The following is a 13,587-nucleotide window of genomic DNA, read 5'->3' on the forward strand; positions in this document are numbered from 1 at the left end:
AGGTCTAACCTTTGTTTAAAATTCCAAAGATAAAATTATGGGAAATCAACGCTGCAAGTTTGCTAGTGCGTTTGTCCGAATCCAGTGGCGGGGAGACTTCGTAAATTCCCATGCCACGCACGTCGTGGTGTTTAAGCATCCAGTGCAGACTTTCCAGGAAATCCTTGGTGAAAAGTCCCGTCGTCCAGGACTGTGAACAGCCCGGGGCTTCGTTGGAAGTAAAAGCATCAATATCGACGCTTAAGAAAATCTTTTTCTTTTCTTTGCCCTTTAGGTAAGTCTGCAAAGATTTAAGCAGTCCATTTTCATTGATTTGATCCAAGGTGATGATCTCAGCACCTTTGGATTTTGCCCAGGCGATATGAGCCTGGCTGTTGCATTGGTTTTGAATTCCAACTTCTGCAAAATCCACGTGACCGGAAAACTCCTGAAGCAGGCGGTGAAAAGGCGTGCCTGAGTTGAAACCCTTGTCGGTTGGGCGCACATCCATATGAGCATCAAAGTTGATCACGACCGCATTGTCTTTGTGGTTTTCCGCAAAAGCCGTGCTGTCGCAGTAACCGTAGTCATGACCACCACCGTAGGAAATCCAGTGTTTGCCCATTTTAACCAAAGAGCTGATCAGTTCGCGCCCTTTGGCGTGACGATCTTCCAGTGGTTTTTCACGGTTCACCAGATCCCCCAGGTCCAGAATTTTCGGCAGACGAGTCGCTGCCAGATGGGGAGTCATTTTATAAAGATAAGTGCGGATTTCTTTCGGTGCGGCTTGCGCGCCAACGCGGCCGCCGTTCAAGCCAATGCCTTCATCGTCGGGATAGCCCAAAAGAGCAAAATCAAAATCAAAGGATGTCAGTGATGGCTCGCCCTTTGGAAGAAGCTGTACGCATTCCCCAAGGCGAGGATCTTCTTTGTCATTTTTTGTGAAAAGAAGATGCTTGTCAGTGGGATGTAGCCAACTCATTAATTTAGTCCGGTAGTCATTCTGTAGAGGATCAGAGTTTTGTTCAGGGCGCCGGTATCTGAGCTGTACATTTTCAGGACAGCAGATCCGCGGCTGAATTGAATTGTTCCAAATTGTGTGCTTTTGGAATCAGACAGGAACATGACCCACTCTTTACCGGAGGCAGGAACCAGGCTGTAGTTATACTCGATCGGAGTTTGTGACCATTTATGATCTTTCTCAGCAGCATAAAACTTCATGCTGTTGAAGTCCTCAACTGTAATCACAGCTTCAGTTGAGTACCAGCTGCCCAACATGCGGCGCAGACCCACGTACTCAACGCTGTCGATAGAAACTGTGCAGTGAGCAGGATTCTTTTTGCCGGTAGCAGTGATCACATCGCCCGGTGCAAGTTTAACCAAAGCACTCAAAGCGATTTCATTGTTAGAGGCAACGAGATAGTTATTGCACGGGTCATCCGTCTTAAGGAACATCTGCTGACCCTTAAGTGCAACGGTACCACCAACGGTATTTGCCGCAATGGCAACCGCAGAGGTAACTAGCGTGAGGACGAAAAATAATAATCTCATGGCACCCTTGTTCCATGGGTCAAAACGCCGGTCAATATTAAAAGTACAAAGCAAATTGACCTATATAGTCATGCTTAGATGGTGAGCAAATCTTGCTCCTAATGGCATCTGAATCTACACTGATTCGTAATGTTTAAATCGAATGATCTCAATATTTTGTCGTTTCCATTCAATGGTGTGTTGCCGCAATCAAATCAAGTCGTTGTCCGCGATATTGATGTTGTCGGTGTGGGGGCTGTTCGCAAGCAGCAGTTGCTTAAAATTCAAGCAGAGCGTGAGTTCGTTTTGCAGTCACACTCGTCATTTATTCCGCCGTCTGTAAAAAACATTTATGATGAAGAACTGAAGCGAACTTTGCAGTGGTTGAAGCCTGTTCGCGTGACCAGTGTGAGTGATTTTGATTTTCACGCTGAAGTTTTAAACACATTTGAAAAATCTTTTCCGAAGACGAATCTTTTTCTGGGAATCATGGGGAAATCCTCGCGTGATAAATATCTGCAGGAGATGGAGTGGAGCAGTTGGTTGTTGCAGGATCACTGGCGCTATTTCGTCGGCTTTATTCGTCAAAAGTTTCCCGAGAATATGGCATTGCGGGAGCTTGCTCAATGGGAGTGGATTCATGCGTGGCTGGAAATTCAACCGTTCGAAGAAGAAAAAACCGGTGGTAAACAAATTAAAGTTAATACCAGTTTGCAGACCTTAGCGCTTACCGCGGACAATAAAGAGATCGAACGAATGAAGGGTCTCTATGCTTTTGTGTACGATCAAGATCTCGTCAAAATTACAGAAAGACAATTGGACATTTACGAGGCGGCGTTGTTGGATCTGCTTGCTGAAGACCGCGTTTATAACGAGGAACAACTGCTGGAAATGGCACTCCTTGAGGAGATTGAGCCTCGTATAAACAAAGATGAGTGGAGAAAAAGAATAGAAGTTCTGCTCGCTTCTGCGATTCTGGTTCAGCATTGAGTTTTTAAAAAAAATAAAAGCGAACACTTGTTTTTATTGTGCGTCGCTGGTAGCGTTCGAAGTGGACACGGTACGTTTTCGGAGGAATTGTTAAATGGCTACGCAAGAAAATAAATTGGCAGCGTTTCTTAAAGAATGTCGCTTGAAATCAGGACTTTCTCAAAAGGAAGTTTCCACTGTTCTAGGTTATGAAACTGCACAATTTGTATCTAACTGGGAACGTGGGGTTTCTTCTCCACCTATTTCAAGTTTGTGGAAGTTGGCGGGATTGTACAAAATTTCAGCTCAAAAATTGTTCGATGTGGTCCTTGAAGAGGAACTTCGTTTGACTGCGATCAATTTGAAAACTCGCTTTAAACAAGCTAAGTCTTCTTAAATCTTATTAAGACAGATCCAGAAAATAAAAAAGAGCGGCTCTAGGGCTGCTCTTTTTTTTGTTTAATACGTCTGTTAGTAGTGAGGCGGTTTTTCGTGGCCGCGAATCTCAGCGTCTTGATCGCCCAATGTTTCCTGCAGGCGTTTCGTTAGTCCCGTTAGCAGCGACTCGAGTTTATCGATGGTCTTTTGCTGCTCATACATAACCTGATGCAATTCTTCGATCACCTGATCCTGGTGAGAAATTTTGATTTCTAAATTTACGATGCGCGATTCGTCCACGTGAAAAAATCCTGGTTAAGGGGTTTTCTGTGAGTCTTTGGTGTGAAAGAAGTCCTCTTTCACAAGCTCATAGAAGGAATGTTGACTCACGATATGGGATATACCAGCTGCCACTGCCGCACTCAACATCATGGGGAATAGTGAGGAGTGGCGATCGGTCATCTCGAATATAAGGATGAATGCCGTAAACGGGGTCTTCATAAAGCCTGTAAGAAATCCAATCATTCCGCACAAAATCAAAAGGTGGTGATTGTGTGGCCATAGGATTTCAGAAAACAGGGAGCCGAAAGTGGCGCCAATAGCCAGGGTCGGGGCGAACAGACCGCCGGCCACTCCAGCAAGGGACATGACGATCGGGCCGACCAATCGGATCAGGACATCTGAAGACGTGGCCCAGGCATCCTTAAACAATAAATCCGTGATGATGGCTTTTCCGCCGCCAATGCCGTGATCATTCCAGAAGTAAATGCACAACCAGAAAATCAAACCACAGGCGATATTGATGGCCACAAGTTTGCGCACGTTTTTAATGACCTTCCTGAATTGGGAGATCTTGAAAAAGATTTTTCCAACGACAGCGCCAAGGATTCCCGTTAAGGCGGCCAAAGTCACAATATAGACGTAACTTTGAAAGTTGATGGACTCGATGGAGGGGAAGCCAAAGTACAAATAACCACCCATGGCTGTTTGCACCAATAACCCCGTAGCCATGACTGACCAGAGGACGTAGGTTTTAAAGTTATTGAAATAATCTTTGCTGAGTTCCTCAAGGGCGTAAACGATGCCACCCAAAGGCGTGTTAAAAGCAGCGGCCAAGCCAGAGGCACCACCGGCCAGGATGAAGGATCTGGTTGAGGCCTGTTGAATCCACTGCGTGGATTTTTCACCGATGCGATAGAAGATGCCGGATGCAATTTGCAGTGTGGGACCCTCTTGCCCTACGGCGCCTCCGCCCAGCACACAAACGATGGACGAAATTATTTTCACCAGAATCACCCGGATACCAATAAAGGAGCGAATGATTTTGGAGTCGGTGGACGGATCCAGCTCATTGGCAATCAGCATCTGAGGAATGCCGCTGCCTCCGGCCTGAGGGGCCATGCGGTAGGGAATGTACCAGCTTAAAAAGATCGTGGTCAGTGTGGCAAAAAGAGACAGGCTCCAGTGCGTTTCATGTAGGATCTTAAGAGAAACTTCCTCGGCAGCAAAAAATATTTTGGTGTAAAGGACCGAAACCAGAGCGGCGACAAAGCTTGCAACTAAAAACGGCACAACACGAAGGGATTCCTTGTATTGCAGTAATTCGATCAGTTTGTGCAGCTGAAAGCGTTTCGCCGATTTATCCATGTATCAGCAATACTCCCATCAAGGAGTGATGGGAAATATTTTTTCCAATTGTGACAGGATGTCACTTCAGGATAATCAAATGCCTTTCATAATATCACTCAGATGCTGAATGTGTTGCAGTGGATGTTGGCCCACTCGTTCCAGCATGAGTTTTTTGGCAGCTTCATTCTTAGGCACGCCTTCAAAGGTGATCAGGCGATCAATGGCATTGGCGGAGCAGACGATGACAGCCAGAGGGTCAATGTCCTTCTCGCGCATACCCAGAGGGCCTGAGCCATCGATCAGCTCTTCGTGTTGGGCAATGATGTTGATCACCGTCTGATCAAAGTGCTTTTTGTCGCGAACTTGTGTGGCTCCTTCAGAAGGATGCTTCCACCAAAGGAGTTTATCCGCAGGGTTCATCGCAGAGACTTTTTGATTCACGTTTAATCCAGTCAGGTAATGACCGTAATCGTGTAGCAGGGCTCCCAAAGTCAGGAGTTGAGTCTTTTTAAGGTCCGTCACACCCAGTTTTTGCGCCAGAGCGATCGCCAGAGTGGAGACCGTCACGCCGTGATGTGCGAGATTCTTGTCCGTATTCTCAAGACTCATGATTGAGGCCAGAGATTGTTGGTTGGACATCACAAAGCTGACGTATTTGCCAGCGGCATCCTTGGCATAGTTGTAAGTGACTTCGTTCTCTGGATTTTCAAACACTTCTTCGGCGTTGGATTGTTGCGCGCCTTGGATGACTTCCACGCGGGTTTGTAGATCTTTACCGGAACTGTTGTCGTATGCCATATCAAGATTGCGATCCACATAACCACGGTAAAGCTGTTCCTCTGTGGTCAGGATGTACATTTTGCGGAGCTGTTTTTCTTTCAAACGCTTCAGTCGGTCGCCTTCAAAGCTGTCGCCACGACGTAGGTAGAGGATCATTTTGTCATTGATTTTGATGTAGGCATTGAAATCAATCTTTTGGTCCCCTCTCAGGGTGCTCACGCGAATTGAGACATAATCCATTGCTTCCAAACCTCTCGATTGCTATCGTTAAACCAATGTCTATTGATAAAGAAATTGTAAAAGATTTTGTAAGCGAGTCAAAGATCTTGATAGAGGATTTGATAGATCTTCTCGAAGGTATTGAAGGTGACTTTTCTCAAGTTGAAAAGTTGGCAGAGTATGGGAACGGTGTGGACCGCATTATGGGGGGAGCCAAGAGCCTTGCTATGTCTGCGCCCACGGATCATGCAGTTCATTTGATTTCTGACTATACGGCACTTTGTAAGGCTGTCGGTTACAAAGCTTCACAAATTCAGGGTAATCAGAGTCTCTTTGATGTGTGCGTCGCCACTTTGCTGGACGGGTCTGAAACATTAAGCACATTGCTGGATCGTATTGATGAGCCGATGGCAGCATTGAAAACCACAATACCGCAGGCATTTATCGATCGATTGCGCTGGGTTTCGGGTAAATTCTCTGACGATGTGGCAATGAGTGTGAGTGCCAAAGGTGCCGCCTCAGATCAAGGGAAGCAAAAGTTGAAGCAGAACGAAATCGACGATCTTCTAAAAAAGCTAGGACTGTAGCTGTCCCAGGGTCCACTGGGCCAGTTCTCCCAATTTTTCGTGTTCTGAAAGAGCTTCGACCTCAGGTTGAAGCTCTTTAAGTTTGCGGTTGGCCGTGACAATCAAAGCATTGCGCTTCAACCCAAAGGAACCAGCCCGCGCTAGCGGGGTGCCAAAGAAATCCTTGCTTAGTTTCTTACCGGAACTTGTCAGAATATAGCGAAGCTCCGTGGTCAGATCCTTTTCGTGTTCCGAGGTTAGGGACAGGCTTTTTTCAATGGACAGCTGACCTTTGAAGACCTTCTGATTCCAAGGGCACACTGTCTGGCATAAATCACAGCCGAAAAACCAATCACCAATTTGATTGCGCAGACTCTCTTCAGGAATCTGGCGCGACTCAATGGTCAGATAAGAGATGCATTTACGGGCATCCATCTTGCGCGGCTCAATCAAGGCGCCAGTCGGGCAAATATCAAGGCAACGAGTGCAGGTGCCGCAAAAATCCGGCAGCGGTTCGATTTCGGTGGTGATTTTCAGGGAGGTGACAATTTCGCCGATAAAAAACAGACTGCCTTTTTTAGGGTGGATCACGCAGGTGTTTTTACCGACCCAGCCCAGGGCGGCTTTTTTTGCGAGGTCTCTTTCCAGAAGTGGGGAGCTGTCAGTAAAAGCCAGGAATTCCTCTTCCGGGAAGGCCTTGCCCAATTCCACACAGAGTTTTTGCATCCGTTCCTTGAACCAAAAATGGTAATCGATCCCTTGGGCGTACATGCTGACCCGGGCGGACTTGAGTGGGAAGTTTTCCATTTTTTCGGGGTGTGGAAAGTAAGGCATCGCAAATACCAAGGCACTTTCCGCGCGGGACCATTTGCTTTGGGGATTTTCTTTGATCGGGGCGTGGTCCGCCAGATACTTCATCTCGCCGTGCAGGCCCTCATCGATCCAGCTGCGATAAAAATCAAAACTCAAAGGATTCTGCAAAGGCGCCCAGCCGAAGTGGGAGACTCCCAGTTCGGCTAAAAATGGATCTAAAAGTGGTTTTATCTCCTGAGGCGTCACGCGAACAATTTCTTTCTTTCACCCGGTTTTTTTGTACACTGAATTGGTATGGATCAAGTTCGCACTATTTTGCAATCTCATCCCCATTGGCCCGCTGTGGAGGCAATCTATCACAGTTTGAGCGATAAAGGCTATAAAGCGTTTTTAGCCGGGGGCTGTGTACGTGACGCTTTATTGGGTTTTAAAGCCAATGATTTGGATATCGCGACCGATGCGACTCCGGATCAGATCGAAAAATTATTCGAAAAAACTGTCGGGGTGGGTAAAGTCTTCGGGGTCATGCGTGTTCTCGTGGGTGGGGCTGATATCGAAGTGGCCACCTTTCGCAACGACGGCACCTACGCGGATGGCAGACGTCCTGATCATGTGGAGTTCTCCTCGCCCGAGGAGGATGCTGAACGCCGCGATTTTACCGTGAATGCCCTGTTTTATGATTTGAAAACGCATCAAGTGCTGGATTTTGTAAATGGCCAGGCCGATTTACAAAAACAGATTCTGCGCACTGTGGGTGATGCTAAAAAACGCTTCACTGAAGATCACCTGCGCCTGCTGCGCGGGGCTCGCTTTGCAGCACAGTTGGATTTTGCGATAGAGCCAGTCACCATGAAAGCCATGACGGAGATGTCTTCGTTGGTCAAGACTGTCAGTGGTGAACGACTGCGCGATGAGATGGGCAAATTGCTGAAATCAAAGAATGTGCCTCTGGGACTGCGTGTGATGCAGGATACGGGACTGCAGGCCGAGCTGTTTCCCTGGAAGGCCATGGATGTCAGTTGGACCGGTTATCCCGGTTGTGAAATTTGGCAGAATTTAAGTTTGTATTTGCGATCTGCGGGTTCTGCGGAGTTGTCAAAGAGCATTGAATTATTGCGTCTTTCAACAAAGGAACGCCGGGGTATCGAAGACGCCTGGAATTTGTGGCATAAGCCAGAGGAATTCCTGATGCAGCGTCTGGGGATTCAGCTGCAGCAAATGCAGAAACCGGGTGTGTACTGGGCCCTGGAAGTTTTGATGAAAGAAGGCCATTTTGAGGAACGTATCCTGGCTTTGTTTGCCGAGTCTCAGGATTTCGGTGAAGAGTTGCCAAAACCATTCCTGACCGGCGAGGATCTGAAAGGCAAACTTCAGGGGCCGGCGATTGGCACGTGTTTGCAGGAAGCTTATTGCCTGCAACTGGAAAAAAATCACGGGGATCGCAAGCAAGCGCTCGCGTGGTTGGATCAATACTTAAAGAAAGTCTAAGGTAATTACAAATGAACGACGTCTTTGTTGCGAGTACTTGGAAAAGACTTTTTGCCATCATGTTGGATCAGATTTTTCTGGTGGTTTGTTACCTGCCTTTCGGGACACTTTTCTATCGTGCTTGGTTTACTCAAGGTGATGTCGAGATTTCCCTGTTTCAACTGGGGATGCTGTTCCTGGTGCCGGCCCTTTATGAAGCCGTGTCTTTGATGCTGTTGTCGGCCACTCCGGGGAAATGGTTGTTGGGTTTAAAAGTTGTACCTGCAGATGATCCGACGAAGGAGTTGCAATACACGCAGTGTGTTCTGCGTCCGCTGACCAGTCGTCTGACTTTCTTTTTCTCCTGGGCTATTTATGCCCTGGCTTTTTTTAGATATGACCGAACTCATCTTTCTGATTGGGTTGCCGAAACCCGCGTGGTGCAATTTACACCGCGCCCTCAGCGTCCCACGATCCGTTGGGTGGTGGGGAGTTTGCTGATTTTGTCTTATGCCTACGAAGGACTGTTGTTTTCATCGAATATCATCAATGAAATTAACTGGAAAAACGGCAAGGCAGATCTGCGGGCCTTGGTTGCGATCAGTTCCATGGAAGATGTTTCCGTGGATGTGGGTGAAGACATGATGGAGGACGAATAAGATGAGACTGATAGTGTTTCTAATCTCCTTGGTGTTCGTGTTCTCGGCCCAGGCCCAGCCTCCAGCGGGTGTGGATTTTTCCAAGATCAACTTTGTCGGCGTTCAGGTTCTCGGACCCGGTGGGGATAATGCATTTCCATGGAAGGTCAAACCCATGGTGAATGGTTGGGAAGATCTGTACAAGAAGTTGGAGCAGGTTTCCGGTACCCAGATCTCGTCGCAGATTTTCTATCTGGCGGAAAAGACCTCGTTCAAAAACATCTTTGCCTTTGTGGGTCGCGATAGTGCTGGGGATTATCAGTTCGTGAATGTGTTTTATACCATGTCGGGGCAGATGTACGGCTCTAACATGAAGGTGATGAACGTTGAAAAAGATCAGCTGGATGTGGCGCAGGGAATTCCCAATGAGCAGCCCAAGGACTATTACAAGGTCAAGGCCACTCAGTTGTTTCCGTAGTGAGATATTAAGGCTTAAATTTTTTAGCGATAGTACTGATCATCACCAGATCGTAATTGCCATTGCCGCTGATCGCGTCGTCTTTCATGGTACTCATGGCGATTTGTGGTGCCAGTGCTGAAGCCTGATCGCGCAGTGCTGTCAATTGATGGAATGAATAAGCGATACTCAACAACTTTCCGATAGCTGTGATGTCTTCAGTTGGTAAAGCTTTAGGGAAGCCGCGACCACCTGGAAGTTCCCGGTGTTGCATGATTCCGTCTTGAATGTCCTGATTGATCGGAACTTTTTTGGCTTTTACCAGATTCACGGATCTTTCCGGATAGAACTTATAGTCATGGGCCTGTTCGCCACTTAGTTTGGTGACGTCGATTTCTGTCGCTGAAAAGTTGGCTTGGGACAAGCCGATATTGTGTAGCAAGCCTGCAATCGCCGCAGATTCACGTTTTTCCTCGGGCCAATCCAAAAGCTGTGCGAAATAGGCCGCGAAGGCGGATACGCAAAGGGCGTCGTGATAGTAAGAACGGGTGTTGCCGGTGTAGCGGCAGACCTCATCATAGATTTCCGGGCCAGGCAGAGTCTTGTTCAGCTCCAGTTCATTGATGATCGTTTTACATTTATCCAAAATTCCTTTTCCCATGGAGTAGTCGCCAGAGGCGGCATTCAGGAAAATTTGCATGAATTCGTAGATATTCTTTTTGGAACGATGAAACTTCTCGGTCATGGAGATCGGGAAGGGGATATTACGCATGCTCATGATGGTGCGCGCGAACTCAAAGAACTGCTTCATTTGAGTTTTCTTGACATACATCTGTTGGCGCATGTTTTTGAACTTTTCCACGTGGCGGTCTTCGATCACGTCACCACTGTGGCGCAGAATGACGGAACGATGATTTGCTGGAAGATGAACGTAGACATCAAAGTTCAGAGTGATGTTGGGTTCCATGTCGCGCAAATCCACAGGCATCAGGGCTGTGATCGGGATGTTCTCGCCATCAAGGTCAATCGGAGCCAGCTGCAGAACCATGTCCGAGATAAATTCCCGGTCAAAGTTGATATGCATCACCTCGTCGGCACCGTTCTTTTTAACGATGTTAAAATCCAGGGGAGCGGATGAATGCAATACGATCAGGTGGCAGTCGGGGTAGTTCATTTTGGTGGTTTGAACCCACTCATTGGTGGTGTTCGTACCGTCTTGACCGTCGATTAATGCCAGAATGGGTTTGAATTCGGCGTTTGAAGAAGCGTCGATGATTTCGTCGACGCTTTTGAATTGTTGCAAGATGTACGGATAGTAGCCCTTTAAAACTGCCTGAATAGTCTCCAAAAATCCCGGATGAGGGCTTCCTATGATGACATCAACAGTCTTTCCAGGGCTGGTCGTCATTATTGCACCGTGATCTCCACGTAGAAGGTGGAGCTGTTGGACAGATTGAAAGGAATGACCAGAGTCGCGCCTTTGTCTGCCTGAGTAATATTAAAATTACCGGAAATTACCGTAGGAATTGCCATTTCGAAGTTGTAGCCCATTTGATTCAGGGTTGTCTTTGCAGAGCCGTAAATCATGTTGGTCATTTCACCAACCGCGTCTTGAACTTCATTGTTAATTTCGGTGTGTTTTTCACCCAGCATATTCTCCAGAATATGGAAGATGGAATCTTTGCCGTAAGAAATCAAAAGTGTGCCTTTAAGTGGGGGAGCCACCATACCAACCATTCCTGCGATTTCACCCTTAAGAACAAAGGAAGGTTCAATAAATGGCTTTCCCGGGGTTGCGTCGGTGTTTGCAATAGTCTTTAAGGTTTTAATAACCCCATCGACGAATGCATTTATAAGACGTTTGTCAAATAGTGGATTCATAGCATCCACTTTAGGTGCTGCTGACATTTTAAATACTCCTTAAATGCATTCAGTTAGGCGGCTTTTGCGCCAGCGTGTTTAGCCCAAACGCGTTCCATTTTCCCCTTCAAAGTCTGGGAATTGAATGGTTTCACCACGTAGTCGGAAACTCCGGCTTTTGCTGCTTCAAGGATGTGTTTTTGCTCGGACTCTGCAGTCACCAGCATGAAAGGCGTCGCTTTAAATCGAGGGTCTGCCTTGCAGGCTTTTAAAAGGTCGATACCCTGCATTCCCGGCATATTCCAGTCAGAGATAATGAACTCGTATGGCTTACCCGCGTCGTGAGCCGCCGCGATCATCGGAAGGGCGGTTTTACCATCGTCCGCCTCCTCGACGTTAGTGTAGCCAAGTTCGTTTAAAACCTTTTTGATGATTTTTCGCATTGTGGAAAAGTCGTCAACGATCAAAAATTTGGTCGTATTGGGAAACATAATATCTCCTAAGGGGCTATTTTGTGTAAAATCTACTCCATTATCGGTCTAGTTTTTTAAAACTAGAGTCCAAAGCTATTGCGAATCTCAGAATTTATGTCAGACTTTATTACAGGTGGTCGTGCTGCTTTTGGACATGAGTCCTGGGCGGTACAAACGGTTTAGATAGAAAAATAAAAAACAATTAGCGGGAGGGAGCAAGGATGCTCAGAGATGTCCTGATTCAAAAAGGTCTTTCAAATAGAGAGGCAGAAGTTGCTGAACTTGTGTCTAAAGGCTTGTCCAACAAGGAAGTTGCGAACCAGCTTTTTGTAACTGAAAAAACAGTTAAATTTCACCTTACTAACATCTATAAAAAGATGAATGTGAAATCTCGTGCACAATTGATCGTATGGTGCTTGCCTCACCTTGGTTTCGTGGAAAGCGAAATCCGCGCAGAGAGCAACAACCAAAATGCGACTACTGCTCAGACTTACAACAATAACCAAACGCAAACGATCCCAGCAGGATCTGCGACTGTAGCTGGTGCTACAACTCTTCCAGGTGGCGGCATGAACCGTAATGGTAATTCCGACATCGGTATGGGTGGCATCTAATATAGACGCCCAAAGCGTTGAACTGAATCCGTGAAGGGTTTAGTATAAAAGGCACGGCATTTAATGCTGTGCCTTTTGTTTTTTGGTGATAGCAAAAGGGTCCTTCGTGAAAGGCTCGTTCTTATGGCTAAATCTTCCAAGCCCGTTTCATTTTCTCAAGTCGTTATGACTCAATTGGTTCTTCCGTCGCACACAAATGCCTTGGGCTCTGTGTTCGGGGGGACGATCATGTCATGGATTGATATCGCAGCGGCCATAGCAGCCCAACGTCACTCGAATAAAGATGTTGTGACAGCCTCCATTGATCGCATTAATTTCGTGGCGCCAGTTTATAAAGGATGGGTGGTGAATCTTAAAGCCAGTGTGAACTACACTTCGCGCACCTCTATGGAAGTGGGCGTTCGTGTGGATGCAGAGGATCCTAAAACCGGGGAAACCTTTCATACTGCGACGGCATACACCACATTTGTGGCTTTGGGTGCCAATGGTAAGCCGATTGAGGTTCCAGGGTTGGAGTTGAACACTGAGAACGATAAACGCCGCTACAACGAAGGCAAGGCTCGCCGAGAGCAGCGTCTAAAAGAAAAGCGTCAGGATTAATCTGTAGAGTGGGGCTGGCTACGGTCGTACAACAGCCTCAAGCCATATACTTGAACGAATACGAAGACTATCAACATGAACTTCATAAAAAACTCCAAGAGTTGTTCCAGAATAGGGACAGAGCTTATGGGTTTTGTCATTTGATAGACGATTAAAGTTACGATTGAGATTATCAGATTTCCAAAAACCAATTCCACACGCAACCGATTCAAAAAAATAACTGGGTTCAGAGCGACGATCAATAACATCGCAATTGCATGATTTATGATGGAGGGGATGGTCATCAGAATTGCCAAAGATGCATACATTAGGATCGTTTGCGTAATCACTGCAGTCTGATTTCTTTCGATCGTAAAAAACAGGGTGCAAAGTGCTCCGAAAATGGCGATCACGGCCAGGCCCGCAAGTTTAATCAGGCCAACACCCATTGCCAGATAATAGAAGCAAAAAGTAATGCTGACAGCCCAGACGCTGAGGCAGACATACTTTCCTAAATGGTTTTGATTAATCGAAAAATTACTACTGCCGAACATAAACTAAAAATCCCCACCAACGCGATATGGGATTATTATAACTGACATTCGACAGTGACATCATTTTGATCCGGCAACACTT

Annotated in this window: 18 protein-coding genes; 8 read left to right on the forward strand and 10 right to left on the reverse strand. The window is 46.7% G+C overall.

Annotated elements, in window-relative coordinates:
- Positions 1 to 4: 4 nt before the first annotated feature.
- Together AAAA73_RS05695 and AAAA73_RS05700 are read right to left on the reverse strand one after the other, a co-directional pair.
- Entirely contained in the window at positions 5 to 961 is a 957-nt protein-coding gene (locus tag AAAA73_RS05695; RefSeq protein WP_340597221.1) for a formimidoylglutamase, read from the reverse strand.
- Positions 961 to 1,530, reverse strand: coding sequence for a hypothetical protein (locus tag AAAA73_RS05700; RefSeq protein ID WP_340597223.1), 570 nt, complete (start codon positions 1,528 to 1,530; stop codon positions 961 to 963). Before AAAA73_RS05700 ends, AAAA73_RS05695 begins: the two co-directional genes overlap by 1 nt.
- Before the next feature lie 129 nt (positions 1,531 to 1,659).
- Here AAAA73_RS05700 and AAAA73_RS05705 point away from each other — a divergent pair, with 129 nt between their 5' ends.
- Entirely contained in the window at positions 1,660 to 2,499 is an 840-nt protein-coding gene (locus tag AAAA73_RS05705; RefSeq protein WP_340597224.1) for a hypothetical protein, read from the forward strand.
- Between the two features lie 94 nt (positions 2,500 to 2,593).
- Positions 2,594 to 2,875 (forward strand): helix-turn-helix domain-containing protein, encoded by a 282-nt coding sequence (locus tag AAAA73_RS05710; protein WP_340597225.1) that lies wholly within the window; start codon positions 2,594 to 2,596, stop codon positions 2,873 to 2,875.
- A gap of 74 nt (positions 2,876 to 2,949) precedes the next feature.
- Here the strand turns inward: AAAA73_RS05710 and AAAA73_RS05715 are convergent, their stop codons facing one another.
- From AAAA73_RS05715 to AAAA73_RS05725, 3 genes are all read right to left on the reverse strand, one after another.
- Positions 2,950 to 3,156, reverse strand: coding sequence for a SlyX family protein (locus AAAA73_RS05715; RefSeq protein ID WP_340597226.1), 207 nt, complete (start codon positions 3,154 to 3,156; stop codon positions 2,950 to 2,952).
- A gap of 15 nt (positions 3,157 to 3,171) precedes the next feature.
- Complete coding sequence (locus AAAA73_RS05720) at positions 3,172 to 4,503, reverse strand: chloride channel protein (protein ID WP_340597227.1); 1,332 nt, start codon at positions 4,501 to 4,503, stop codon at positions 3,172 to 3,174.
- A 75-nt stretch (positions 4,504 to 4,578) separates the two neighbouring features.
- Positions 4,579 to 5,505: an HD-GYP domain-containing protein gene (locus AAAA73_RS05725; RefSeq protein WP_340597228.1), complete on the reverse strand. Its 927-nt coding sequence runs from the start codon at positions 5,503 to 5,505 to the stop codon at positions 4,579 to 4,581.
- A 35-nt stretch (positions 5,506 to 5,540) separates the two neighbouring features.
- Between AAAA73_RS05725 and AAAA73_RS05730 the strand changes: the two genes are divergently transcribed.
- Positions 5,541 to 6,071, forward strand: a complete 531-nt coding sequence (locus AAAA73_RS05730; RefSeq protein ID WP_340597229.1) for a hypothetical protein — start codon at positions 5,541 to 5,543, stop codon at positions 6,069 to 6,071.
- Here AAAA73_RS05730 and queG read toward each other — a convergent pair.
- Positions 6,060 to 7,109 carry a tRNA epoxyqueuosine(34) reductase QueG gene (queG, locus tag AAAA73_RS05735; RefSeq protein ID WP_340597230.1) on the reverse strand — a complete coding sequence of 350 codons (1,050 nt, stop codon included), beginning with the start codon at positions 7,107 to 7,109 and terminating at the stop codon, positions 6,060 to 6,062. The two genes, AAAA73_RS05730 and queG, sit on opposite strands and share 12 nt — an antisense overlap.
- Before the next feature lie 48 nt (positions 7,110 to 7,157).
- On the opposite strand from queG, the gene AAAA73_RS05740 reads away from it, so the two are divergent.
- Genes AAAA73_RS05740 through AAAA73_RS05750 form a run of 3 tightly spaced genes read left to right on the forward strand, consistent with a single transcriptional unit; the run spans position 7,158 to position 9,446 of the window.
- A complete protein-coding gene (locus tag AAAA73_RS05740; RefSeq protein WP_340597231.1) occupies positions 7,158 to 8,351 on the forward strand; it encodes a CCA tRNA nucleotidyltransferase in 1,194 nt (397 codons plus the stop codon).
- A gap of 11 nt (positions 8,352 to 8,362) precedes the next feature.
- A complete protein-coding gene (locus AAAA73_RS05745; protein WP_340597232.1) occupies positions 8,363 to 8,989 on the forward strand; it encodes an RDD family protein in 627 nt (208 codons plus the stop codon).
- Position 8,990: 1 nt separating this feature from the next.
- Complete coding sequence (locus AAAA73_RS05750) at positions 8,991 to 9,446, forward strand: hypothetical protein (RefSeq protein ID WP_340597233.1); 456 nt, start codon at positions 8,991 to 8,993, stop codon at positions 9,444 to 9,446.
- A gap of 7 nt (positions 9,447 to 9,453) precedes the next feature.
- Here the strand turns inward: AAAA73_RS05750 and AAAA73_RS05755 are convergent, their stop codons facing one another.
- Genes AAAA73_RS05755 through AAAA73_RS05765 form a run of 3 tightly spaced genes read right to left on the reverse strand, consistent with a single transcriptional unit; the run spans position 9,454 to position 11,776 of the window.
- Positions 9,454 to 10,833, reverse strand: coding sequence for an HD-GYP domain-containing protein (locus AAAA73_RS05755; RefSeq protein WP_340597234.1), 1,380 nt, complete (start codon positions 10,831 to 10,833; stop codon positions 9,454 to 9,456).
- A complete protein-coding gene (locus AAAA73_RS05760; RefSeq protein ID WP_340597235.1) occupies positions 10,833 to 11,333 on the reverse strand; it encodes a chemotaxis protein CheX in 501 nt (166 codons plus the stop codon). The genes AAAA73_RS05755 and AAAA73_RS05760 overlap by 1 nt, the downstream gene beginning before the upstream one ends.
- Positions 11,334 to 11,359: 26 nt before the next feature.
- Complete coding sequence (locus AAAA73_RS05765) at positions 11,360 to 11,776, reverse strand: response regulator (RefSeq protein WP_340597236.1); 417 nt, start codon at positions 11,774 to 11,776, stop codon at positions 11,360 to 11,362.
- A gap of 203 nt (positions 11,777 to 11,979) precedes the next feature.
- Between AAAA73_RS05765 and AAAA73_RS05770 the strand changes: the two genes are divergently transcribed.
- Together AAAA73_RS05770 and AAAA73_RS05775 are read left to right on the forward strand one after the other, a co-directional pair.
- On the forward strand, positions 11,980 to 12,372 hold the full coding sequence (locus tag AAAA73_RS05770; RefSeq protein WP_340597237.1) for a helix-turn-helix domain-containing protein: 393 nt from the start codon (positions 11,980 to 11,982) through the stop codon (positions 12,370 to 12,372).
- Between the two features lie 123 nt (positions 12,373 to 12,495).
- Positions 12,496 to 12,972 (forward strand): acyl-CoA thioesterase, encoded by a 477-nt coding sequence (locus AAAA73_RS05775; protein ID WP_340597238.1) that lies wholly within the window; start codon positions 12,496 to 12,498, stop codon positions 12,970 to 12,972.
- Here the strand turns inward: AAAA73_RS05775 and AAAA73_RS05780 are convergent.
- Entirely contained in the window at positions 12,969 to 13,400 is a 432-nt protein-coding gene (locus tag AAAA73_RS05780) for a hypothetical protein (RefSeq protein ID WP_340597239.1), read from the reverse strand. The genes AAAA73_RS05775 and AAAA73_RS05780 overlap by 4 nt on opposite strands.
- Positions 13,401 to 13,587 lie beyond the last annotated feature (187 nt).

Source organism: Bdellovibrio sp. GT3 (assembly GCF_037996765.1).
In the GTDB taxonomy this organism is placed as follows: Bacteria; Bdellovibrionota; Bdellovibrionia; order Bdellovibrionales; family Bdellovibrionaceae; genus Bdellovibrio.